The following is a 24,466-nucleotide window of genomic DNA, read 5'->3' as shown; positions in this document are numbered from 1 at the left end:
AGCGCTATCTATAATGAGCGGGACATGCGCATCCTGGGTTCCGTCCCGGGTCCTACGGCAAGAAGGGGAGTATTCATTGGCTTCACATGGTGCACACGCGCAATCCCATTCAACGCACACCGTGCGCAAAATCGTTCTCATTGTTTTGGGCGTCATTGTCGTTGCAGCCGGCATTCTGGCCGTTTGCGGTCTGACGTTCTACAAGCAGGCGCAATCCGTGAAAGACCACGAGAATCAAGCCGTTTCGGCGATTTCCGCTATGGCCAATTCGGATGTGCTCAAGAGTACCGGCATTTCACCCGACACTATCGCGCAGGCGCAGCGGCATACGGCCGAAGCAAAGCGCATCGCGCATGGTTCCCTGTGGAATATATTCAGCGTGACACCCGTAGTGGGCAATGATGTCAAGACGCTGCAAGGCATGACGGAAGTCCTCGACGATCTCACGCAGCAGACGCTTCCGGAAATCAACACCATCGCACAGAAATTCGATGCCACACAACTGGAAGGTGGGAACGGCAACCTCAACCTGAAGCCGATCTGCGACATCCAATCGGATTTCGCATCTTTGAGCACGCAGTTGAAGCAGCAGCAGAATAAATACGATAGTCTTCCGAAACCTAAGATCGGCATGATCAGCAAGGCATATCAGCAAGGTGGGGAGCGTCTCGCCTCGATCACGGATACGGTGTCGCATCTCAATAGTGCCATGCAGATGATGCCCGCAATCCTTGGCCAGAACGGTGCAAGAACCTATCTGATCGCCGTACAGACCACCTCCGAACAACGGTCCGGCGGTGGATTGGTTGGTTCCCTCGGCACGTTGCACACCGATCAGGGAACCATCAGCGTCGGCGATTTTCATGCAGACAAGGAGTTCCTGAATGGCAGTAACGGAAACAACGAGGAGCTGTCGGTATTCAACGGGCCGCTGCGATTCTCGCTCGACGTCCGCGACACCTTCGCCATTCCCGATCTTTCCCGTAATGCGGAAATGCTGACGGCAACCTGGCAACGTTCCCCCTACGCAAGCGATGTCGACGGTTTCATCGCGATCGACCCCGTATTCATCCAGAAAATGGTTGAAATCAGCGGCAATGTCACACTGCAGGACGGTACGGTGCTTACCGGCAAGAACACCGCGGAATATCTGCTGAACACCATTTACAAAGACGTTCCCGTAGCCCAGCAGGACGCCTATTTCGAATACATCGCGCAAACGGCGATGAACCAGGCGTTCGGCAACCTGAACGCCACGAAGATGATGGCCATAGCCAACAGCATCGGTAGCATGATCGCGGAACGTCACTTCTACGCGTACACCACGCACGCGGATGAGACCACATACTTCCAGGACGCCGGTATCTCCAGCAGGGAAGACACTCCGCAGATCGGCATCTACCTGAATGAGCAGAACCCGTCGAAGATGGGATGGTACATCAAGCGCAAGGCCGAAGTGAGCAAAACCGGAACGAACAAGGACGGCTCGAAGACCTACCACGTGCGATACACGTTGACCAACACCCTGACCGCCGAAGAGAAGGCATCCGTCAACAATTACATTCTCGGCGGCGTGCAGAAAGGCGTCGAGAACAAGCCGGTGGCGGCAAGCGGAACCTCAGTGCAGCGCATGCTCTTCTATGCTCCGGCAAGCGGTTCGATCGGCAAGATCTCCTCAAAAGGGGATGTGCGCGACCAGCGTGAAGCCACGATGGACGGCAAGCAGCTCACAACCAACGTCGCCTATCTCGCCCCCGGCAAAAGCGTGATCTTCGAATTCGACGTGATCACCTCCCCCAAGGCGACCAGCGAACTGACCATCGACCAGACGCCGTGCGGTGAAGAACACAACGAGGTCGATTACCGGTATTAATCGCCGCGTCATCGCGAACATCATGAAGCCAAACGCCCGGCAGCCGTACCATACGGTTGCCGGGCGTTTAACGTCGATGAGTGTTATCACATGGCCGGTGGGATAGGGTCGGGCGATAATGGAAACATGACTATTGCAACGCCGGAACGCTATGCGCAAATGCTGGACGCCGCACGCAGCGGCGGTTACGCCTACCCCGCAATCAATGTGACCAGCACGCAGACCCTGAACGCCGCACTCCAGGGTTTCGCCGAGGCGGAATCCGATGGCATCATCCAAGTCTCCGTAGGCGGCGCCGCCTACCTCTCCGGGCAACGCGTGAACGATCGCGTCACCGGCTCGCTCGCCTTCGCAGCCTTCGCGCACGAAGTCGCGGCGAAATACCCCAACATCACCATCGCCCTGCACACCGATCACTGCGCCAAACAGTATCTGGACGAATGGGTGCGCCCCCTGCTCGACCATGAAGCCGAACAGGTGAAGCACGGTCAGGAACCGACCTTCCAGTCGCACATGTGGGACGGATCCACAGTGCCGTTGGGCGAAAACCTCGACATCGCCGAAGAACTGCTCGACAAATCCCAAGCCGCCCACACCATACTGGAAATCGAAATCGGCGCGGTCGGCGGCGAAGAAGACGGCCACAGCGCCGAAATCAACGACAAGCTGTACTCCACGCCGGCACAAGGCATCGCGGTCGCGCAACGACTCGGCCTCGGCGAGCGCGGACGCTACATGGCCGCCTTCACCTTCGGCAACGTGCACGGCGCATACAAGCCGGGCGTGGTGAAACTGCGCCCCGAACTGCTCGACGAAATCCAGACCACGGTCGCGCTCGCGATCAAAGCCGGCGAAATGCCCGATCCCGCGCACGCGCTGGACGTCGCCCCCGGCAAGCCGTTCTCCCTGGTGTTCCACGGCGGTTCCGGCTCCGCGCCGGAAGAAATCGCGCAGGCCGTGAGCTACGGCGTGGTGAAGATGAACATCGACACCGATACGCAGTACGCGTTCAGTCGCGCGGTGGCCGGCCACATGTTCTCCAACTACGATTCGGTGCTCAAGATCGACGGCGAAGTGGGCAACAAGAAGCTGTACGATCCGCGATCCTGGGGTCGCGAAGCCGAATCCGCGATGGCCGCGCGCGTGGTCGAAGCGTGCAAGCAGCTCGGCAGCGCCGGGCGTGCGTTGAAATAGCCGACGGTCTTTCGGCTCGGTTTCCGTCTCGGTTTTCGGCCCGGTTACGGTCCGATTACGGTCGGCCTCGATCCCGTGGACATCCCCAAGGCCCGGTAGAGGGCGAAGAGTAACCTTTGTAAGGCTTAAGCGCAAGGCTTAAGGCAGAATCGCGTACGCACGGAGGTGCAACAACATGCCTGGAATTGTTTTGATCGGTGCCCAGTGGGGAGACGAGGGCAAAGGCAAGGCAACGGATCTGATCGGCACGAAAGTCGACTACGTCGCCCGTTTCAACGGCGGCAACAACGCGGGTCATACCGTGGTGGTCGGCGACGAATCGTATGCACTGCACCTGCTGCCCTCCGGCATCATCAGCCCGAACGTGACCCCCGTGATCGGCAACGGCGTCGTCGTCGACCCCGAAGTGCTGTTCGAGGAGATCGACGGCCTTGAAAGCCGTGGCGTGGACTGCTCCCGACTGCTGGTGAGCGAAGCCGCGCACGTGATCGCGCCATACCATCGCACGCTCGACAAGGTGACCGAACGCTTCCTCGGCAAGCATAAGATCGGCACCACCGGCCGCGGCATCGGCCCGGCCTACGCGGACAAGATCAACCGCGTCGGCATCCGCGTGCACGACCTGTTCAACGCCGAGCACCTGCACGACAAGGTCGAAGCGAGCCTGCACCAGAAGAACCTCATGCTGGTCAAGCTGTACAACCGTCGCGCCGTCGACGTGGACCAGATCACCGACGAGCTGCTCGCGCTGGGCGAGCGTCTGAAGCCCTACGTGGCCAACACCTCCCTGGTGCTGAACAAGGCCCTCGACGAAGGCAAGAACGTGCTGTTCGAAGGCGGCCAGGCCACCATGCTCGACGTGGATCACGGCACCTACCCGTTCGTGACCTCCTCCAATCCGACCGCCGGCGGCGCCTGCACGGGCACTGGCGTCGGCCCGACGCGCATCAACCGCGTGATCGGCGTCTCCAAGGCGTACGTCACCCGCGTGGGCGAAGGTCCGTTCCCGACCGAACTGTTCGACGAATCCGGCGAATGGCTGCGCGCGCAGGGCCACGAATACGGTGTGACCACCGGCCGTCCGCGTCGCTGCGGTTGGGCCGACGCCGTAGTGAACCGTTACGCCGCACGCGTCAACGGTCTGACCGACATCGTGCTCACCAAGCTCGACGTGCTCACCGGTCTGAAGGAAATCCCGATCTGCGTGGCATACGACGTCGACGGCGAGCGCCACGACGAAATGCCGACCGATCAGGCCGCGTTCAGCGCCGCCAAGCCAATCTACGAGACCATGCCGGGCTGGACCGAGGACATCTCCACCTGCCACAGCTTCGACGAGCTGCCGGCCAACTGCCAGGCATATGTGAAGCACCTGGAAGAGCTGAGCGGTTGCCGTATCTCCGCGATCGGCACCGGCCCGCAGCGCGACCACATCATCCAGATCAACTCGCTGATCGACTGAGCTTCACGCTTCTAACGCTTCTCACGACATGCGTGCATACGAAAGGTGCCGGCTTGCCCCAAGGCTTGCCGGCACCTTTCGGCGTTTGTGCGGGTGCTTGCGCGGGTGCGTGCGTTCACCCCAGAGTGTCCGATTCTCCCGAATCGGTCACGCGTGGTTGACTGGGGCGCCCGTGAGTGTCCGATTCTCCCGAATCAGACGTTCGTGAGTGGCTCGGGTACGTGCGAGTGTCCGTTTCTCCCGAATCGGACATTCAAGAGGAGACAGGGCGTTCGCGAATGTCCGTTTCTCCAGAATCGGTCATGTGTGGCTGACTAGGGTGTGCGTGTGTGTCCGTTTCTCCCGAATCAGACGTTCGTGAGCGGTTCGGGTACGTACGAGTGTCCGATTCTCCAGAATCGGACATGCGAAGAGGGTTTGGATATTAGTGAGTGTCCGTTTCTCCCGAATCGGACACGTGAGAGTGGAGGAAGGTGACAGGGAATGAAGGATAGGGCCGGCAAAACCGGCAAAACCAGTGAAACCAGCGGCACCGGCGAAGCAAACGGCGTGGATATCGTGCGCAATATCGAACGGCTGATCCCGCTGTTCAACCGCATGAAGTGGAAGATGGCGGCGGTCGGCATTGGCGTCGGCCTTGTCTCCGGCCTCTTGGTGGTCCTGTACCGTCTCGGCATCGAGCACTGCACACGGTTCGCGCGTTGGATGTACGGCTGTATCCGATTGAACCCGTGGCTGATAGCGCCGTGGGCGGCTGGCGCGGTGCTGGTCGGACTGCTGGTGTTCTGGATGGTTCGCAAGGAGCCGATGGCGTCGGGCAGTGGCATTCCGCAAACCGACGGTGTGGTGTTGAACGGGTTGCGTATGCGCTGGCAGACGATTCTGCCGGTCCGTTTCATCGGCGGCCTGTTGTGCGCGATGTTCGGCTTATCGCTGGGACGTGAGGGGCCGTCGATTCAGATCGGCGCGTCGGGTGCGCAATTCCTGTCGCATCGTTTGCGTGGCAAGCGTCGCGAGGATGTGCAGGAGCATTATGTGGTGACCGCCGGCGCCGCAGCCGGCCTGTCCGCGGCGTTCAGTGCCCCGCTGTCCGGCATGATGTTCGCTTTGGAAGGCATTCACCGCAATTTCTCGCCCGTGATCCTGATGGGCGCCACCGCGGCCTCCCTCACCGCCGATTTCGTGTCGAAATACTGTTTCGGTTTGCGTCCGGTGCTTGATTTCGGCACGATCAGCCAGCTGCCGCTCGGCGAATACGTGTGGCTGATCCCGCTGGGACTGATCGCCGGCCTGATCGGCTCGCTGATGAACCGTTCACTGCTCGGCTTCCAGACGTTGTACGGCAAACTGCCGGCGTGGAGTCGTCCGCTGATCGCACTGGCGATCGCGCTGCCGGTCGGCATATGGTTGCCGGACGCGCTGGGCGGCGGCTCGAATCTCATCAACATGGCCGAACATGCGAGCGTGGGATTGGGCATGCTGTGCATCCTGTTCGCCGTGAAGATCCTGTTCACCAGTACGAGTTTCGGGTCCGGCGCTCCCGGTGGCATCTTCATGCCGATCCTGGCGGTCGGCTCGCTCGGAGGCGGCATTTGCGGCGTGGCCGCGGAACAGCTGTTCGGGTTGAGTCATGAGTCCGTGGCGGTGTTCGCGGTGTGCATGATGACCGGCGTGCTGGCCGCGTCGGTGAAAACGCCGATCACATCGATTCTGCTGGCTGTTGAAATGTCCGGCACGTTGACGCATATGCTGCCGGTTGCGGCGGTCGTGTTCGTCTCCATGCTGGTTTCCGACGTGCTGCACACCAGGCCGATCTACGATGCGCTGCTGGAACGGTATATGCGTGCGCAGAAACTGGATGCGAAATTGCCGGGCGCGATCGGCAACGGTGTGATGGAAATGCCGTTGGAGATGGGTGCGGTTGCGGACGGCAAGCGTATCCGCGATGTCGAATGGCCGGCTGGTTGCATGGTGATCGGTCTTCGTCGCGGCGACCGGGAGATCGTGCCGCGCAGGGATATGACGTTGCGTGGCGGGGATTACCTGTTCGTACTGTTCAGCGGCGAGGAGGAGCGGATCGTGCGGCAGGGCTTGCATCGGCTGTGCGATCTGGAATCGTAGTTGCGCGCGTGCCGTTCGGAACCGCCGCGCGTGACGGGCATGTGCGGAATCATTGACGGCGGATGTGACCGGGGATATGGTCGGATGCGACCGGATATTGCCGGATGTGACCGGATATGGTCGGAACCTGTGCCCGAGACGGCGAACCGTGTACACTCGGAACGGAACAAAGGCGAATACATGGGTTGCGCGGGTTGGCGCGTGACGGCATGAACGGCGTGGTTCGATGCATTCGACCGGGTCCGGGGCGCGTATTCTTGCGCTGTCCCGTTTCGTTGAATTCGCCGTGGAGCAGAGAGACGGAAGCAAACAATCAGATGGAACCGCAATCGAGTAACGGGCGGGACGGCGCGGGTGACGTCGCTGCCCGACAAGACGCGCAGCAACATGCCATGCCGACTATGCCGATCATGCCGGACTTGGACGTGCCCAGCCTGGACGTGCCCAATCTTGGTGAAATCACGTCGACGTTCGAGCCGATAACCGACGTGCCGCCATCCGGCGCAGTCGCTGCATCCTCCCCGGCCGTCCCACAACATGTGTCCGTTTCTCCCGAATCGGACGTTCGTGGTGGTGCTCAGGATGCGTATGTGTCCATTTCTCCCGAATCGGTCACTCACGGAACTGCCGACAGCGCACGAGTGTCCTTTTCTGGTGAATCGGACAACCGTGGGGAAGCCTGGGATGCAGGAGTGTCCGATTCTCCCGAATCGGACAGTCAGGGGGCTGCCGGTGGCGTAGGGATGTCCGATTCTCCCGAATCGGACACTCTGGGTGAGCAGGAGGCGGGCCTAGGGGCTGCCGCATCCGTCACGCCTGCCGCATCCGCCGCTTCTGCCGCTTCCGCCGCCGACCCTGAATCCCTGCCGAAGGCGAAGCCGGCCTTGTTCACCGCCGAGCCGAAGGAGCCGGGCCTGTCTACGCAGGAGATGAGCGAGGTACATGCCAGCGCGTACGCCCGGTCCATTCCGCATCCCACGGGCGCGGCGGCGGCCGAGCGTCCGCCTCAGATTCCGCTCGCCCCGGTGAAGCGTGTGCGCGCGCAGTTCAATCCGCTTGCGGACGGCTTGTTGTATTTGGTGGTGTTCGTCGGCGGTTTTCTCGGCACGGCGATGCGTTACGGCTTGTCGTTGGCGTTCCCTGCGCCGGAGGATGCGAGTGGTTTTCTTGGCGCGTTCCGCTGGCCTACGTTCGGCGCGAACATGCTGGCGTGTTTCCTGCTCGCCGTCATAACCGTGTGCGTTTCCCAGGCGTCGTGGCTGACGAGGCGTGTGAAGCAGGTTATTTCGAATGGTGCCGGGTTGGGTTTGTGTGGCGGGTGTTCCACGCTGTCCACGTTGGGTATCGAGGAGCTGACGTCGTTCCATGATGGCGAGATCGGCGGCGCGTTGACGTATGTGTTGGTGACGTTTGCCTGCGGCGTGCTGTGTTCGATCATCGGCGTCAAAGTGGGTTTGCTGTTGACGGCTCGTCGTAAGTCGCAGGTGTTGCGTGAGGCGGTGCGGAATGCCGCGCTCAGCAAGGATGGTTCGGTTCCTGTGGTTGAGGGTAGGGCGTTCGGCGCGAATGGTGGGTCGGATGCGGCTGAGGCGTTGATCGCCGCGGATGCGCCGATTGTGGTCGATAAGCCGGTTGCCGTACCGAGTGGCGATCCTGATGCTCAGGATGCGCGTGATACCGCCGTCGTTTCCGTCAGTGAGGAGACGGCTACGGGGATTCCGGCGTTCGAGCCGGCGCCTATTACGGATGAGATTCCGCTGGTTGGCGATCTGATGACCGGTGAAGTGCGGGTGGTGACCGAGGCGGAGCGTGATGCCAACATCGGTGCCGTTTCCACGGGCGAATTCCCTGCGGTACCAGCCGTGACCGATGCTGCGTCGCCTGATGCCGCAACGTCTGACGCCGTATCAAACATCGTGCCGAATGCTGCGCTCGCCGAACAGCAGGGGGAGGGGGTCGAACGATGATGCTGACGTCATTCCTTGTGGTTTGCGTGTTCGGCGGCCTTGGTGCGGTGACCCGTTTCATCGTGAACATTTCCGTACGCCGCTGGTGGACCAACCGTTTGTTCCCGCTCGCCACGTTCATGGTCAACTGTCTTGCCGCGTTCTGCGCGGGTATTGCGGCGGCCGGGTATGTGAACGGCGAAGTGGATTACGATACGCGCACGCTGTTCGTGGCCGGTTTCCTTGGTGGCTTCTCCACGTTCTCCACGATGATCAACGAGACGATGGCTTTGCTGCGTGGCAAACAGTTCGGTATGGCCGGATTGTATTGTCTGCTGTCGATGGTGGTTCCCGTGCTGTGTACGGTCGCCGGTTGGGGTGTCGCCAGTCTCGCGCACTAGGCGCACGTGGGAGCGTGTTCAGCCGTTCAATGTCACTGTTCGGCGGGCCACCGTTCGAACCATTCGAGCAGCCGGTCGACGTTTTCGTCGCTCCAATTCGTCATGCGCGGTCCGTCGAGCTCACGGTTGTACGGCTGATCGAAGACCACCACATGTTGGCCGACTTCGCGCAGCACGTTGACGTTGGATGGCGAATCGTCGATGTGCACGGTTGCTTGGATGCTGTCTTTGAGCCCGGCGAAGCATAGCGACATGTAGGGGATGTCGTTGTCGTCGAGCCATTTCGCGGTGTCGGAAACGACGATGCGATGCTGGCCGGATACGAACAGCCGATGCGTGACGATGCGAATGTATACGTGTTCGTCGGCCAGTCGTTGCAGGGCGTGCGCGACGCCCGGAATCGGGCGCATGGTCGCGTACAGGTGTTCCTCTTCGGCGGCTTTGTGCGCGGCGATGTAATCGGCGGTGTTGGCGAACGGCCAGCCGTCGTTGTCGGTGAGCGCGTATCGTGTGCTTGCGGGAACGGTATTCGGATCCATCTGCCCATGTCGGACCAGATAGTCGCGCATCGCTCCGGTATAGTCGGCGCACACGCCGTCCAGATCCAGGTTGAGCACCCGGTAGCCGATCGCGCCTACCTGCTGGTTCGCGTATTGTTCCGGAATCGCGGGATTCGCCCCCATATTCACCCCTCCATCATTATGTTTCACGAGATGTTTCACGGTTCGCGGTTTTCCACGGCGTGTGGGCCATGGCCGTGCGTCATGGCCGTGCGTCACGCCCACACATCGTATTAACCGGACAACCGTTCGCCATGCAAACACGCCTGCGTGTATGCCCTACGTGCCAAGGGTATTCGCGAACGGCCCGAAATCCAAGCCGGTACGCACACTGTGCACAGTACCTCTGTCATCCGGTTCCAAGCCCGGTGCGCGAATGCTTTGGCGCATACCGACTACTGCAGATCCGACGCGGAGATGCCGAATGTCGGAACCACCTGTTCCACGATGCGATCGCACTGATCGCGGTGCGAAGCCGGGTAGTCGAAACGCAGCGTGCGCAGCGTGTCGGCGGAATACAGTTCGCGTATGTAGGTGATGGTGCCGTTTTCCTCCCAAGTGGCCGTGAATTCGGTGCTGAGCTTCTGCTGGTAGGAGACCGGGTGGCCGGCGGTCGCGGAGTCGAACGCGCTGTCCAACGTCTCGTTCGCCGCGTTCGATATGCCGGAGACGGTGATGATCATGCCCAAGCTGTCGTTGGTGAACTGGCGGCCATCGCCGTTATCCGATTCCCGCTGCCAGGTGAAACCATCCGGCACGGTGACCGTGTAGCCGAACCGCGCGTTGAGATATGGGCCGCCCTGCGTCTGTTTCGCTTCGGTCTGCTTGTCGGATTGCTTGCTGGACTGTTTGTCGGACTGTTTGCTGGACTGTTTGGAAGCCTGATCGTCGGCCTTCTTGCTGGTGCTCCCGGTTGCCGACTGTGCGGACTTCCCGCTTTGCTTGGTGCCATCGGCCTTCGTCGCGCCGGTGGTTTTCCCGCTTGATTGTGAGGTGCCGCTCGCGGTGCCGGATGCCGAGCCGTTCTGCCCGGACGAAAACATGCGCGTCACGCTCACGCCGATCAGGATCGCGATGACGCAGATTGCCGCCGCGACCGCGATGACCCTGCTTGTGTGACGGCGGGACGCGGCTGATGAAGCCTTGCTTTTGCCCGTCGTGCCTTTGCCGGTCTTGCCCTTGGCGGAAGCGGGTTTGCGGGGTGCGGGTTGGGGTGCGGGCGGCTGCGAGGCGCCTGCGCCGTCGAAAGGCTGATTCGTTTGGCCGGAACCGTTGAAGTCGGAACCGTTGAGACCGGAACCGTTCTGATCGGCGCCGCTCTGCCAGGCGGCGTCCGTATAGGCGGGAACGTTGATATAGGAGCCGTTGGGATTGCCGTCGTTGGATGCGGCTGCGGTTGCGGGCATGGTTGCGGTTACGGCTGCCTGCATGGCTGTCGCGTCGCCCGTCGCGTCGTCTGTGTGCTTGGAAGGTGGTATGTTCCCGGATGCGGGTCTGCCGTTCGGTCCGCGGACGATGACGCTGGCGGTGATGTCGGCGTCATCCGTGTTCGCGCTCGCGGCGGCGCTTGCTGCGTCGTTCGTTTCAGGGGCGTACGTTCCGGGTGTTCCGGAGGTTTCGGTGGTTTCGGGAGTTTCGGGGGCGTAGGAGACGGGCGCGTACGGATCGTATTCGCTGCCGTACTGGTCGTAGGTGTCGTACCCGCCGTACTGGCTGAGCATATCGACGCCGTCGCTTTCCGGAACCGGCTGCGTGAGCCCGTACGATGATGCGGAACCGTTGATCTGCGCGGTCGTTTGGTCCATGCTGGACACGCCCGTGCGCAGCTGGCCTTGGGGGATCCGCATCGTCGCTTCAACGTCGACGGGCTCGCCGCAATTGATGCAGAACCTGGCATTAGGGGGCAGTGGCTGTCCACATTGATCGCAGTGCTTTTCCGGCATCGGTTTCCCCTTTCACGCGATCGCCTGGCGGGAGCGAGGCGAGCTCTCTCATGGCTTGGAACGTTCCACCATTCAGCTTAGCGAAAACCGCGCCATCTCGCCGCACCCTAGGCAATCCCCGATACACCCCGAACGCCATCCCTCACCCCGTTAGCGGGAAGTAGCGGGAAGTAGCGGGAAGTAGCGGGAAGTAGCGGGAAGTAGCGGGAAGTAGCGGGAAGTAGCGGGAAGTAGCGGGAAGTAGCGGGAAGTAGCGGGAAGTAGCGGGAACTAGCGGGAAGTGTCAAGATTCAACGAATAGTACTGGTGGGCGTCTGATGGCGCAGAGCCGTGCGTCTGCTTTGCTTAGATGCGGAAGTCTTCCGGGGACGCGCATTCCCATACCTCGGATGCGTCACTGGCGTCGACGTCGTAGATCATCATGCTGCTATCGCCCAACGGGCGGTATAGGCTGTCGACGCTGAACGTATCCAAGTACCAGTTGCCGTGCTCGTCCTGCATGGCCTTGGGGACGGGTGAATGCCCCACAATCTGAATGACGCCTGCCAAGGGGTCGTGCGCGAGTTCGCGTCTGTCGGCCCAGACCGGTGATGGTGGCATTTGCGGGTCCAAACCGCCACGTCCCGTGCCAACCATGCAACCGAACGGTCCTGGATGCCGTTCGAAGAATTTTTGCAGGTCTTCCGCCAGATCGCCGGACGATTTTTCGCCCAGTTCCTCCATGTGCTTGACCCACTAGTCATGCCATCCTTGAGTGACGCCGGCATGCGTGGCAAGCACCTGCTCGCCGTTGCCGTTCCGGAATCCATAGCAGATGCGCGCATCCAAATCATGCAGAAGCGGATGAACATCCTTCCAGGATGCGGGGCCGAATCCCGGGCAGGTGCGGCGGAAGAGCCGGAATTCGTTGCTTTCCTGATTCATCCAGTAGGTCAGATCATGGTTGCCGAGCAGAACGATGACGTTCAGTCCCTTGCTGCGACGGGCTTTGACCCAATGGTGAAACAGCTGGAACGCCTCGGTCTGGTCCTTGGCGGATATCCTCCACTCGTCGAGCAGATCGCCCAGGATCACAACCGTGTCGATGGCGTATTTGTCGACTGTGACATCGATTCGCGGGCAGATCATGGTCGTTTTGTCGTGAATGTCGCCGCAGAATAGGATCCGTTTCGGCGTCGTGGTTTGGCTCATCCGTGTCCCCCTCAGTGGAATCGTCATATATCAGTTGTGCTCATTGTAGGTTCGGTTGGACGGTAACGCCATCGGGCTTCGGGGGAGGGGCGGGCATTATCCGCCGCGTATTACGATTGGGACATGCGATACTTCACTTCCGACACTCATTTCGGGCATCCGCTGGTCAGCGTGCTGCGCGGATACCTGAACAACGGTAGGCTTCGCGCCGAATACGCGCAGGTTCGCGCGGAGCAGGGCGACGAGAAAGCCCATGAGTGGATCAAATCGTATGTGAAGGAGAATCAGACTTCGTTCAAGGCCATCAGCGACGTGGAGGCGCATGAGAACGCCGCCATCGAGGGAATCAACGCAACGGTTGGCCGGGATGACGAACTGTGGCTGCTGGGCGATATTTCGTTCCGTTGCACGGTCGCGCACACGCTTGACTGCCTGCGTCGCATCAACTGCAAGCATCTGCACATGATCATCGGCAACCATGACCGCAATTTCCGTCTGCGATTCAACGATGCCTTGTACGAGGACGTGTTCGAGACCATCGACGACTACCGTGAGATCGACATGGAACTGCCTGTGCCGGGGAATGCCGATGGCGCTACCGCCGTGCAGAACGTGGGGTTGAGCCATTTCCCGCGTCTTGCGGCGATGATCGACGGGCATGGTGTCTGGCCGGATGATCTGGCCAAGTTCGCCGACGATGCGCCCACTACGGAAAGCTGGCTGATTTACGGGCATACGCATCAGCCCACGCCGGATGGCACCGATCCGCTGTGCGTCAATATCGGTATGGACGCGTGGGATATGAAGCCTGTGAGCGAGACACAGGTCGTCGAATGGCTCACTGAAGCGAACCGCAAAGCCGCGCAAGCGAACTAGCTCGAATTTTTAATGGCACGTTCATCGCCTATCACGCGATGAAGCTTATCAAGAAGATGGCTAGGGAGCTCAATCTCTAGAAAGGAGACGCGACATGGAATACAAGCTCAAGGGCGGGGTTACGCTCGGCGACGACGATTTTGAACGCATGTCTGATCAGGCCGCGAAGGGCGATTATCCCGGCGCACCCGGCGAATGGGTCGTGCGGCCGCAGGGAAGGCCTGCGCTTAGCGATGAGGAATTGGTGAGTATCACATTCAAGGTGCCTCGTTCCCAGCGCGACGCGCTCGACGCAAAAGCTGAAAGCTGCGGCAAGACCCGCAGTCAGTTCATGCGTGAAGCTTTGAATAAGGAACTTGCCTTCGCCTAGCCTCGCAAATCCCGTTTCCGATATGAAAAAGGGCTTCCGGTTTTCCGGAAGCCCTACTGGCGGAGAATACGAGATTCGAATTACATAGTACCGGATTCTCGATAAATCGGGAGAAACGGCGACACGCCGGGGAAAACAGTGTGATTACAACGGTTCCGGGCGTTGTGCAAAAGCGGATGCTGCGTAGTTTTCCTGCCGGAACGTACCCAACGGAGGGTACTAGGAGGGAACCGAGATATGCTGTCGTCAACAACGGCAGGAGCCGGAGAACGGACGGCCGTCCGGAATTTCATGAAAGGTCGCAGGCGATGAGTGGAACGAGTGGATCGCGCAGGAGCTGGGGCAAGATCAGGGTGAAGAAGGTGCGTGGCGGCACCTCCTATTACGCCGAATATCCCGATCCCAGACCCGACAGGAAGGGCGATGACGGGAGGCGCAAGCGCATCCGTGCGCCCTTCGCATTCAGCAGCAGGCAGGCCGCCGAGGGGTGGCTCGCCCAGCAGAGGAACCGCATCGACGGCGGCATCTGGGTCGATCCCCGCGATGAGTATGAGGATTCGGCTTCCGCGAGGAAGGCCGAGGAGCGGCGTTCGGAGTCCTTCCGTGATTATGCCGAACGCTGGTTCGGCGGCAAGATCGCCCGTGGGGAGATCCGTCCCTCCACGGTGCGCACGTACCGGCAGCGGTTGGACAGCGTGCTGTATCCCGCGTTCGGGGACAAGGCCATGCGTGACATCACCGTGGAGGACGTCGAGCGCTGGTACGAGGAGATGGGCAGACCGCGCAAGGTGGACGGCAGGCCGTCGACCAAGGAGAGGCCGCGTCTGAGCACCCGTGGCAACGCCTACGGGCTGCTCAGGCAGATCATGCAGTCCGCCTGCACCGCGCCCAACGCGATACTGGACTTCAATCCCTGCCAGATCAAGGGCGGCTCCGCCCACAAGGGCAGGGAACGCGCGGTCATAGGGCCGGAGAAGGTGCGGGAGATCGCCGACAACATGCCGGGCAAATACCGGCTGGTGGTGCTTCTGGGATTCTGGCTGTCGCTGCGTATAGGCGAGATCCTCGCCCTGCGGCGCAGGGACATAGACCTTGACGGCAAGGTGGTCCGCATCACGCACGCCGTGACCTATTCCAAGGAATACGGTTTCGTCGACGGCGATCCCAAAACCGAGGCCGGCGTACGCTCGATACCCATTCCGGACGGTCTCGTGGCCGAGATCAGGAAGCACATCGACGAATACGCCGATCCCGGCGATGACGGCAAGCTGTTCCACACCGCCACCGGCAACTTCGTCCATCATTCGGAGGTCGAGAAGGCGTTCATCAAGGCGCGCAGGAAGGCCGGCTGCGAGGACGTGGTGCTGCATGGCCTGAGGCACAGCGGCAACACCTACTTCGCGCAGAACACCGATGCCACCATCGCCGACCTGCAAGCGCGCGGCGGCTGGTCCACCTCCTCGATGGCCGCCCACTACATGCACAGCTCCCAAGACCGGTTGAGGCGGCTGACCGAGGAGATGGACGCCGCCCGCGGCGATGGCGGCGGGGACGCGGGCGACGCGGGCGAGCTCGAATCGCTGCGCAGGCAGCTCGAGGAATCCAACAGGAGGAACGCCGAGCTGATCCGATTCCTCACGGAAAGCTACGGCGCACAGGACAAGTAGCGGGAAAAGGACGATTTACCCCGTATGGCGTGATGGGCTGTACGGGGCTTTTCGTGTTTGAGGGGAAAATTACGGCTTCCGGATATAAATGCGTATGGTCGAACTGCTTTCCGTTATAGGAAAAATCTATAGCTCGGTCATTCGCGACATTGCACGGCAAGGCAAACCGACATCGAAAAGGGCCTCAAAAGGGGGATCTAGAGGCCAAAAGGACGAAAATCGTCGATTTTCATCTGTATTCGGCTTTTCAAAACTGCGCACTTACCCCCTGAACACGCGACGTTCCGCAACCGGTGCGGACGTGCAGCGGTCAGGAAAGAGGAATTGCCATGCAAGAGTCATGGTTAACGTCATATACCCGGCTTGCCGCTTATCTAGGACTAACCGCCGACGGAATCCGCCGCATCATGAAGAACGAAGAGCTTCTCCTTCATCTTGTGCGCTGCAACGCGCAGGAAGCCGGTGCGGACTGGCACCGGGAATGCTCCGAATACCGGGCGCGGCTCCGGCATCCGGCGGGGCGCGGTTGCGTGGACGTGCGGATGTTCTTCCGCGCGTTCGCCCCCGATCTCGTGGACGATGCGGAGGAGTTGCGGCGGGCCGTGTCCGGACAACCCACGTGGATGAAGGCCGCTGATGCCGGGCGCACGTATCTGGTCAGCGCGAGGACGCTCAGCAAGAAGACCGTTGAGAGCGGTTTCGAACTGGGCGGCCTCAGCTCCATACGAATCCGGCGAACTTTACTGGTGCGGCGCGAGGAGATCGCCAGCCGCTGGCCGCGACGCGACCTGTTGATGCGGTCGGGTCTGGGAATCTCGCGGAAATTCGAGAACCCGGCTTCCAGTGGGCCGCGAACGGGCGCGTATGCGGCGGCGGACGCCACTACTTCGGGAATGACGATGACTGATAGTGCTCTAGGCAATCTTCGCGGGTCTGGGGCGGTGCGGGCGACGGATTGGCCTCATCGGAATCACACTGGCGATTTTCCGCGAAATCCTTCACGGCGGTTCCTGCGCCGGGCTGACGCTGGCATCGACGCCGTCGTGAACGAGGGGCGGTGATCGGCGATGGTGGCAGTTTTCCCGAAACATCAAACCAAGGCCGCCGAGCCGAAGAGGGGCGCGTACGTCGATGTGCCGCTATTCGGCGATCCTGAGCCTGATACGACGAAAGCGGCGGCATCCTCGGATGCGGAATACCCGACCCGGTGCCTGCATCCCCACCGCCGTTCCAATGGCATGAAGGTGCGCTGCGGTCATTGCAGCGGCTGCCGATTGCGCAGACAGCTCGACGTTCTGAGCATAGGCAAGGCGGGTCTGGAAAAATCCGGCACGTTCGTGTTCGTGACCCTGACGGCACCCTCGTTCAGTCGACCCGGTGTGCCCGTGCATAGGGTGGGGAAGGGTTGCCCGTTGTGCGGCAGGGAGCATGGGGAAGGGTATCCCCTGAGCGGTGTGCCCCGGAACTTCGACCGTGATGTGAACTTCGCCGCGATGGCGACGTTCAACGTGCAACTGGGGGGTCTGCTGAACGCGACCATGACCAAGCTGAGGAAGAAATACCCGCGCTTGGCGTACTTCTATACAATCGAATTGCAATCCCGTATGGCTGCGCACGTGCATCTGCTGCTGCGATTCCCCGGCGAAAAGACCTACGTCAACACCGACAATCTTGCCAAGCTCATCGGCGGCACTCGTCTGAAGGGCTCGTGTGTGCAATGGGGCCCGGTCATCGATATCCAACAGGTCGGCGACGATATGAACAGGCAGATCGTCGACCTGCCGACCAGCAAGGTCGCCCCGCTTGGTGATGGCGAACGGCTGCTGCGCTACATGACCAAAAGCATCCGCGATGGCTTGGTGCAGGATGTCGCGGACATCGACGGTCTGACCGAAAGCGAACGAAAGAAGGCCGGACTTTACCGGATGTGGGTGCAGCGGACGGTTGACGGGCTTCCGCTCTTCGACGAGGTCAATCCCTCGGAATGCTGCCCGGTTCATGGCGCAATCGCCAATGTGCGGTTTGTCGAACCCTTCAAGGTGTTCCGGCCTTCCGAAAAAGAACGGCAGCGTAAGGGAGAACGGCTGAGGCAACAGGCTCTTCTGAGACTGATGCTGGCCAACTCCTCATATGGCGGGAACGCCGATGAATCCGCCAAGCCGGAGCCGCGAACCGTTGCCCATCAAGGGAAAGCATGGGAACGTGGCGCGGTGGTGTGGAGCGAGCGTTGCGTATGCGAGCGAATCCAGCCGAAAGTCACCAGAAGACACAGACGGAATTACGGCCTCGGCGCACGATTGTGGGGCGACTCACGTAATTGGTGCGAGCTAACCATGACCGGGCTCAAGAAGGAACGTCGGGACCGTTTCGCCGAAGCGGGCAATGATGCGACCCCAGACAGGGGGGGGCGCAGGATAACGAATCGGCCCCTGAGGACGAGACCGTCCCTCGATCGACTGCGGGAAACGAATCTGATGATATTAGCGCCGAGGAAGGAGAGCGGTGCGTTCGGCTCGATTTGAATGCCGATAACGGCCCTGTCGAGATCACTCTGCGGATAAAGGTCGACGCTAGCGGTGTCGAAATCCGCTGCGAGTAAGTATGCGGCACAGTGCGGGAACCGAGCAATCCGCACTGTGCCTCCTCTTCTTGTGGCCAAGAGGGCAGTTGAAGAAAACTTCGTTTTCCTGAATCACTGGAATTACAGGTTCTTATAAATATAGGAAGACCGGTTGAAATGAAAGTGGGTGTAGCGAAGAGGCGGGTTGAAATTCCCTTATATTGAACAAGGGATGGCGGATTCGCGAAAGCGGTCGAGGCGGCGGCAGAGGCGGAGGCGCCCCGCGCCGAGCTACCCAAAGAAACGGGACGTCGTATCCGACCCCAAAGGAAAAACCCAGTCGGCGGAACGCATATCGGGCTCCAAAAGGGCGTAGGGCGGAAAAACGGGGCAGGCGGGCTACCCAAGATTCCTGCCACCGCCTACCCAACGGGGCCAAGGGCCGCGACGGCGGAGAGCCTACCTGGCGTGCAGGTCGGGCCATGGCCGCGGCAGGAGTTCGTCGAGGGTGACGCCGAGCACTTGGGCGATGGCCATGACGTTGCGCAGACTCGGGTTGGCCGGGGTGCCGGGCATGGACTCGCCCTTCTCGAACTTCTGGTAGGTGTACCGGCTCATTCCCGAATCGTATGCCACCCGCTCCTGCGACAGCCCGCGCGCCTCGCGCAGTCGCTGCATGCTCAGGCCCAGCTCTTTCGCGTAAGGGGCCCATCTGCCGCCCGGAGTAATCTTTGGCATAACGACACGCTATGGCCGCGACCCATTGCGCATGGCCTCCCTTATATGGCAATATTTGGGTGGCCTCATAGAAATTCAGAAAGAAAGAGTGGAAAATGGCCGAGGAGAACGAATCCGAGCAGTCCGGGACGCCTGGCAGGCCCGCAGTGAAGCTCGGCGTCAAGAAGCTCACCGCCATCATCGTCGCGGTGGTGGTCGTGGCGCTGGCGGGTATCGGCGGCGGCTACGCCTACTGGACGCACCACGAGGGCAACGCCTACCATGAGGCGGCAGCCCAAGCCGAGAACGCCGACAAGGCGCTCTCGAAGGCCGTGGACGAGGCCACCGCCACCACATACAAGGCGGATCAGCTCAAGGAGCCGAAGCTGCTGGACAAGCTCGACACCGCCATCAGGAAGGCCAAGGCGCTCAAGGGCGTCCCCAACGACGCCCCCAGCGAATGGCTGGCGTGGCAGCTCGCTTCCGCGAGGAAGGCCAGCGCCACGGATGCGGACGAGGCCAACGCCCAGGCGAAGGCGCTCAATGCCGCGCTCAAGGCCGTCAGGGACAGCAAGCTGGCGAAGGAGCTGGACGGCGCGAAGGACCAGCTCAAGCGGGGTATTGACGGCGCGAGCAAGACCCTCAAGGACACGGACGGGAAGGTGGCGGACAACGCCACCCGCGACAGCCTTAAGAAGGCCATCGCCGAGGCGAACAGCGCCCTTTCCAAGAAGGGCGTGACCGACCCGAAGGCCTACACCGGCCAGAAGGCGAAGCTGGACGCCGCCGTCAAGCGGGTGACCGATTCGAAGGCCGCGAAGGACAAGGCCGACGCCGAGGCAGCAGCCCAAGCACAGGCAGCGCAGGCAGCAGCCCAAGCGCAGGCCGCGCAAGCAGCCACGCAGTCGCAGCGCTCCTACTCCCAGTCCTACAACCGTTACGGCGGCTCCACCAGCGGGTATTCCTCCAACCGTGGGTATTCCGCCCCGCAGCAGTCCTACACCGCCCCGCAGCAGTCCTACACGCCCTCCAACAACGGCGGCGGCAGCCATAGGACTTTCGACTTCTCCAATTCAGGCTCCAACGGAGGACCAAACACGTGTGGAAGCACTTGCGGTCTTATCGAACATTAGCATCCTTTTTGCTTTCCTCTTCTCTCTGATAAACCCCACCTCTTCATTGAGGTGGGGTTTTCATATGCATTGCAGTTCTGTTAATAGTGTGGTTGCCCTCAGCACCTCACTCTCCTTGCGTAATACCCGTTTCCTGATTGCCTGTTTGAGGGTAGGCAGGCCGCTCGTGCGGCCTTGTCTATGTAGTCAATATTAAGGAGCGTTATGCAGTTGAAGAAGCATAATTCTAAGACTCCGCCCGAGGAGAGGCCGAAGTGGTTGAGGAGGGGTATTGCCCTCCTTGCGGCCATTGCCACTCTTGCCACGGGCGGCATCGTTGCTTCCACGGCCTATGCCGGCGGTGGGCGAATACCCGTGGGTGGCCGGGGTGGGGGTGCGGTACGGGCTTATCGGGCCGGATCCGGCCCGTGGGTGCGTGATGGCGACACAAACGCTTCAAGGGCGGGGCGGAAGTGGGGACGGCGGCCGGCCGGACGTGTGCGACCGGGGCGAAGGGGTGGGCCGCCTGAATGCCACTTCGCGCCTTTGCCTATCGCCTATTGCTTATCGCCGGTAGAACCTGGACTTGTACGCGGGCAGGACGGCTTTGTGGTCTTTTTCCGCTCCGTGGGCCAGGAGGATTGTCGCCTTTCCCGTTTTCAGTCGCGTCTCGTTCAAGGCCAGCAGTATCCGGGCTCCCTTGCCTCGGAGGTCTTTCCTGCCGACAAGCAGGATCGCCGTATCCGCGCTTAAGATCTCAAGCATTCTTTCATACTCGTCAAGGTTGGTTACGCGGGTGTCCCTCAGCAGTCCCCGCAGGGACGGAATACCCGCCTGCGGGGTTCGCTGCTCCGCGTTTTTGATGGCCCGCAGCTTGCGGAAGAATGATTCGACGATGCTTATGTATTCCTTGGCCGTCTGTATGCGCGACACCGATTTGCCGCCAGCCCACGCCGCCGCCGTCAATTCGTCCCGGATGTCGCGCGCCTCCTTCTTGGTGGGCAGTCCGATGATGCGCGACCTGTCCGGGGCCTCTTCCGGGTCGGATAGGGAATCGTATACCTTGGCGAGTGTTTTCCTGCCTTTGCGGCGGATGGGTTCTGGGCGCATGTCTTCTCCTTGGCCGGTCATGGTGGAGCCGGTGCCGTTCGCTGGCGAATACCCGGGGGAGGGTGCTGGCGGTAGGGTTTGCCGGTTTCTCCTCGAACCCATCCGACCGACGAACGTTCCTTGACTTCCTGTCTATGTATCAAGGAGTTGATTGACGGTTCGAATGGACTTTCATGGCACCCGTATGCGTTCGTGTGGCGTTTATCGGAGGGGGTCAGGGGGAACCTTCGCGCTGGGCCGACCGGTATTCGCTGCGATGCGCTTGCGATACGGAGGCTGGGATTGTTGCGAACCAAAACGAAAAAAACTGCGCGGAGAACATGAAGGGATTCGAATCGGCCCACTGACGGGACACATGGGGCGCGGTCGGACTTCGATGACGAACACACGGCAGGCGAAGGCTCGAAGGCGTTTTCGGAATCGTCGGTTCCGATATGTGACACGCGCGGCAGGTCGGGGCCAAAGGCGTCGAAACGGAGGGAACCTGGAGGGAACCGACAATCGGAAGGAACCAAAGCAAAACCCCGGAAACCGAATGATTCCAACGGTTTCCGGGGTTCCAATCCGGGCGGAGAATACGAGATTCGAACTCGTGAGGCTGTTACACCAACACGCTTTCCAAGCGTGCGCCATAGACCACTAGGCGAATTCTCCATGCACTTCTTGCCGAAGCATGAAACGCAACTCGAATAGAATACCGCACATTCCGCTGATGTGCACGTTCGGCGTGTCTCGTTGCGGCGCAAGGCTTATCGACTGTGGGCTGCCGCGCTCGCCACTCGCTCGTCACTCGCGCACTGCCCGCACGCTCCCGTGAGGCCTCTGTGCATAACCGTGCAAAGCGCGGCACCCTGCCCAGAGGTAGTGGGACAATGTGCCCTATGACGAATGGGAACGTTTTGAAGAGGACTGCGGCCGAATCCGGTCGACATGCGAAGCCGGCGACGATCGACAAGCTCGCCATGGTCATCACCACCTACAAGCGCCAGAATCTGCTGGCCACACTGTTCGACTCGATCCTCGCGCTTGAGCAGGCGCCGTGGCGCATCGTCGTGGTCGACAACGAGCATTCCAGCGAAACCAAAGGCATGGTCGACGAGTTCGAAGCCAAGGTCACGGGCCGTTGGGGCAAGACCATCGTCGACGGCAACGGCGGCCAGTCCCGCGTGGTGTACGCGCCGCAGACCGAGAATCTCGGCGGTGCCGGCGGTTTCTCCGCAGGCGTGAAGAAGGCCTACGAGCTGGGTGCCGAATGGTTCTGGGTGATGGACGATGATGTGGCGGTGCTGCCGGACGCCATCGCCAAGCTGGCGCCGTGGACGAAGCGCCACGAGGTCATCCAGGGCAGCCGTTTCGATTATGACGGCGGCCCGTTCTACTGGCAGTACGATTTCCGCATTGGCATGGGCATTCCGAACCCCATCGCCCCCGCCGCGTTCGGCCCGGCAGGCTACCGCGTCATGAACACGCTGTGCTTCGAGGGCGGCCTGTTCAGCCGTCGCGTGGTCAAGGAGATCGGCCTGCCCGATCCGCGCTTCTTCATCTACTGGGACGATACCATTTACGGCTACCGCGCCAGCAAGGTCACGCAGCCTATCGTCGTTCCCGACGTCATCCTGCGCCGCACGCGCGAAATCGGCAACTGGGATATCGCTGGCGTGCGCCAGCTGAACTCCACGTCCGACATGAACCGGTACCACATCATGCGTAATCGCGGCTATATGGCCCGCTACTTCATGGTGTACGGCGATTACCGTCCGTTCCTGTTCGCGCTCGGCACCGCCGCCACTGCGGCCAAGGAGATCATCAGACTCGTCGCCGTCGACCGTGAGCATCTGCGTACCGGCCTGGTGCAGATCGCCAAGGGCTGGTGGGATTCCCGCAAGCTGCTGCACGACACCGATTGGCGCCCGATGCCGGCGCCGCTGGACGACTGAACGGCCGAACAGCCGAAAACTGGACGGCTGAAAACTGAACGGCTGAACATTCGGGAACGTGCGCGGGCCTTGCAATGAGTTGAGTTTGTAGAGCCCGACGCATGTTCCGTATGTTCCCATGTTCCACGAATAGCATCGGCCGATCCGGCCGGATACGCCCGTACGGGAATGCCCATCCGTATGCCGCGCCCGCGCTCACCGTCGAGCGCGGAGCGTTGGCGGAAGCGATGGGACCATGCCGTGCGGGCGAACGTTACACACATCACACGCGATAGAAGATAGGTTTCTGCAATCCATGTGCGCAATGCCGAACGCCAATGACCAGCAGCGCGGCCGTCAGGACGATGACAGCCGTTTCATGCCGCCATCCATGAGGTCCGTGATGACGGGCGACGTGCGGAATCCGGAACGTGGCACCGGTTCGGATTCCGGTTCGGATTCCGGTTCGGCTACCGGTCAGGCTACCGGGCTGAACGCCGGTCTGACCGCCGAACGGTCGGCCAATCGTACCGTCGATCAGTCCGTCGACCGGGATGCCGACCGAGCCGCTCCCCGCGACGACCGCGATCTTGAGGACACGTTCGTGGATCTCGGCACGGTACTGGGAACCGTTGCGGACATGGAATCGGACGCGGGGGAGAAACCCGATACGCCTGATACGCCCGACGCACGCGCCCAGCAGACCACGCCCGACGCGCACGCGGACATCAACGAATCGCAGCCCGAAGAGCTTGATCTCAAAGCGCTCGGTACGGTAAGCAAACAGCTGCCGGCACCCAAGCGCCCGGGCCGACTGGTCGTTCCGGTGTGCATGGTGCTGGGCGTGCTTTCCGCGCTCGCCATTGTGATCGCCTGGTTCCCCAAAGGCTACGCCGCATGGAACTACCCGCTGCACGAGATCGATGCGCCGGCGCACTACTATTTCATCCGCAAGATTCTCGACGAAGGCATTGGCGCGTCAACCCACCTGTGGCCGAACGACGCGTTCTACCCGCCCATGTTCCACCTGCTCGCGGCGGGTCTGATCAAACTCGCCGCACTGTTCGGCATAACCGTCAACGTATACACCGCGCTGAACGTGGTGTGGATCGCGGGCGCGGGACTGATCTGGCCTGCCAGCATGCAACTGCTCGCCTCCTACTGGACCTGCCGTTCGCGCCGTCGCGCGGTGTGTGCCGACCTGCCCGGCAACGACTCCGACGGTCTGGGGGAACGGGACATGAACGCCCTGCGTTGCGTGATATTCCCCTGCATCATGGCGTTCGTGGTACCGCTGCTGGCCATCGCATCCTCCTGCTACCCCTTCCAAAGCCTCGCCACGGGTCCGCTGCTCGCATACGGTTTGGCGACGGCCATCCTCCCGTTCTGGATCTACGCGACCCTGCGCTTCTTCGACGCCATCGCCAACCGGCATACCGCGCCGAGA

Annotated in this window: 20 protein-coding genes, 1 tRNA gene and 1 pseudogene; 14 read left to right on the top strand and 8 right to left on the bottom strand. The window is 61.2% G+C overall.

The features are described from left to right. The first annotated feature begins 145 nt into the window (after positions 1–145). From KIH75_RS03185 to KIH75_RS03160, 6 genes are all read left to right on the top strand, one after another. Positions 146–1,873 (top strand): DUF4012 domain-containing protein, encoded by a 1,728-nt coding sequence (locus tag KIH75_RS03185; protein ID WP_236027999.1) that lies wholly within the window; start codon positions 146–148, stop codon positions 1,871–1,873. A gap of 126 nt (positions 1,874–1,999) precedes the next feature. Then, a complete protein-coding gene (gene fbaA, locus KIH75_RS03180; protein WP_219055365.1) occupies positions 2,000–3,067 on the top strand; it encodes a class II fructose-bisphosphate aldolase in 1,068 nt (355 codons plus the stop codon). A 175-nt stretch (positions 3,068–3,242) separates the two neighbouring features. After that, positions 3,243–4,529: an adenylosuccinate synthase gene (locus KIH75_RS03175; protein ID WP_219055364.1), complete on the top strand. Its 1,287-nt coding sequence runs from the start codon at positions 3,243–3,245 to the stop codon at positions 4,527–4,529. A 609-nt stretch (positions 4,530–5,138) separates the two neighbouring features. Further along, positions 5,139–6,650, top strand: a complete 1,512-nt coding sequence (locus tag KIH75_RS03170) for a ClC family H(+)/Cl(-) exchange transporter (protein WP_219055389.1) — start codon at positions 5,139–5,141, stop codon at positions 6,648–6,650. A 317-nt stretch (positions 6,651–6,967) separates the two neighbouring features. Next, entirely contained in the window at positions 6,968–8,617 is a 1,650-nt protein-coding gene (locus tag KIH75_RS03165; protein ID WP_219055363.1) for a fluoride efflux transporter FluC, read from the top strand. After that, complete coding sequence (locus KIH75_RS03160) at positions 8,614–8,997, top strand: fluoride efflux transporter FluC (protein WP_236027998.1); 384 nt, start codon at positions 8,614–8,616, stop codon at positions 8,995–8,997. The genes KIH75_RS03165 and KIH75_RS03160 overlap by 4 nt, the downstream gene beginning before the upstream one ends. 32 nt (positions 8,998–9,029) lie before the next feature. On the opposite strand, the gene KIH75_RS03155 is transcribed toward KIH75_RS03160, so the two are convergent. The 5 genes and pseudogenes from KIH75_RS03155 to KIH75_RS03140 all read right to left on the bottom strand — a co-directional run bounded on the left by KIH75_RS03155 (position 9,030) and on the right by KIH75_RS03140 (position 12,691). Next, entirely contained in the window at positions 9,030–9,680 is a 651-nt protein-coding gene (locus tag KIH75_RS03155; protein ID WP_219055362.1) for a 5' nucleotidase, NT5C type, read from the bottom strand. Between the two features lie 272 nt (positions 9,681–9,952). After that, positions 9,953–11,362 (bottom strand): hypothetical protein, encoded by a 1,410-nt coding sequence (locus KIH75_RS03150; RefSeq protein WP_236027997.1) that lies wholly within the window; start codon positions 11,360–11,362, stop codon positions 9,953–9,955. 63 nt (positions 11,363–11,425) lie between these two features. Continuing rightward, positions 11,426–11,500: pseudogene (locus tag KIH75_RS10360) on the bottom strand (zinc-ribbon domain-containing protein); the annotation flags it as partial. A gap of 345 nt (positions 11,501–11,845) precedes the next feature. Further along, on the bottom strand, positions 11,846–12,223 hold the full coding sequence (locus tag KIH75_RS03145) for a hypothetical protein (RefSeq protein ID WP_219055360.1): 378 nt from the start codon (positions 12,221–12,223) through the stop codon (positions 11,846–11,848). A gap of 12 nt (positions 12,224–12,235) precedes the next feature. Beyond that, positions 12,236–12,691 (bottom strand): metallophosphoesterase, encoded by a 456-nt coding sequence (locus tag KIH75_RS03140; RefSeq protein ID WP_219055359.1) that lies wholly within the window; start codon positions 12,689–12,691, stop codon positions 12,236–12,238. A 123-nt stretch (positions 12,692–12,814) separates the two neighbouring features. On the opposite strand from KIH75_RS03140, the gene KIH75_RS03135 reads away from it, so the two are divergent. From KIH75_RS03135 to KIH75_RS03115, 5 genes are all read left to right on the top strand, one after another. Continuing rightward, on the top strand, positions 12,815–13,567 hold the full coding sequence (locus KIH75_RS03135) for a metallophosphoesterase family protein (protein ID WP_219055358.1): 753 nt from the start codon (positions 12,815–12,817) through the stop codon (positions 13,565–13,567). A gap of 94 nt (positions 13,568–13,661) precedes the next feature. Continuing rightward, complete coding sequence (locus tag KIH75_RS03130) at positions 13,662–13,937, top strand: ribbon-helix-helix domain-containing protein (protein WP_219055357.1); 276 nt, start codon at positions 13,662–13,664, stop codon at positions 13,935–13,937. 308 nt (positions 13,938–14,245) lie between these two features. Continuing rightward, positions 14,246–15,604: a tyrosine-type recombinase/integrase gene (locus tag KIH75_RS03125; RefSeq protein ID WP_169080797.1), complete on the top strand. Its 1,359-nt coding sequence runs from the start codon at positions 14,246–14,248 to the stop codon at positions 15,602–15,604. Between the two features lie 407 nt (positions 15,605–16,011). Then, a complete protein-coding gene (locus tag KIH75_RS03120) occupies positions 16,012–16,665 on the top strand; it encodes a hypothetical protein (RefSeq protein ID WP_219055356.1) in 654 nt (217 codons plus the stop codon). Positions 16,666–16,671: 6 nt separating this feature from the next. After that, the gene (locus tag KIH75_RS03115) at positions 16,672–18,126 is read left to right on the top strand and encodes a hypothetical protein (protein ID WP_219055355.1); all 1,455 of its coding nucleotides are present in this window, start codon (positions 16,672–16,674) and stop codon (positions 18,124–18,126) included. Between the two features lie 497 nt (positions 18,127–18,623). Here the strand turns inward: KIH75_RS03115 and KIH75_RS03110 are convergent, their stop codons facing one another. Then, on the bottom strand, positions 18,624–18,902 hold the full coding sequence (locus tag KIH75_RS03110; RefSeq protein WP_219055354.1) for a helix-turn-helix domain-containing protein: 279 nt from the start codon (positions 18,900–18,902) through the stop codon (positions 18,624–18,626). A gap of 95 nt (positions 18,903–18,997) precedes the next feature. Here KIH75_RS03110 and KIH75_RS03105 point away from each other — a divergent pair, with 95 nt between their 5' ends. Further along, a complete protein-coding gene (locus tag KIH75_RS03105) occupies positions 18,998–20,014 on the top strand; it encodes a BAR domain-containing protein (RefSeq protein WP_236027996.1) in 1,017 nt (338 codons plus the stop codon). A gap of 543 nt (positions 20,015–20,557) precedes the next feature. Here the strand turns inward: KIH75_RS03105 and KIH75_RS03100 are convergent. Both KIH75_RS03100 and KIH75_RS03095 read right to left on the bottom strand, forming a co-directional pair. Beyond that, positions 20,558–21,103: a hypothetical protein gene (locus KIH75_RS03100; protein WP_219055353.1), complete on the bottom strand. Its 546-nt coding sequence runs from the start codon at positions 21,101–21,103 to the stop codon at positions 20,558–20,560. A 569-nt stretch (positions 21,104–21,672) separates the two neighbouring features. Further along, positions 21,673–21,757 (bottom strand) — tRNA-Ser (locus tag KIH75_RS03095). A gap of 308 nt (positions 21,758–22,065) precedes the next feature. Between KIH75_RS03095 and KIH75_RS03090 the strand changes: the two genes are divergently transcribed. Both KIH75_RS03090 and KIH75_RS03085 read left to right on the top strand, forming a co-directional pair. Beyond that, positions 22,066–23,040: a glycosyltransferase family 2 protein gene (locus KIH75_RS03090; RefSeq protein WP_236028006.1), complete on the top strand. Its 975-nt coding sequence runs from the start codon at positions 22,066–22,068 to the stop codon at positions 23,038–23,040. A gap of 304 nt (positions 23,041–23,344) precedes the next feature. Beyond that, a partial coding sequence (locus KIH75_RS03085) for a DUF6541 family protein (protein ID WP_338024275.1) occupies positions 23,345–24,466 on the top strand: 1,122 nt, incomplete at its 3' end.

This window comes from Bifidobacterium pongonis (assembly GCF_019331805.1).
Taxonomy (GTDB): Bacteria; Actinomycetota; Actinomycetes; order Actinomycetales; family Bifidobacteriaceae; genus Bifidobacterium; species Bifidobacterium pongonis.
Note: the sequence above shows the minus strand (reverse complement) of the source record. Positions and strands in the feature narration are given on the sequence as shown.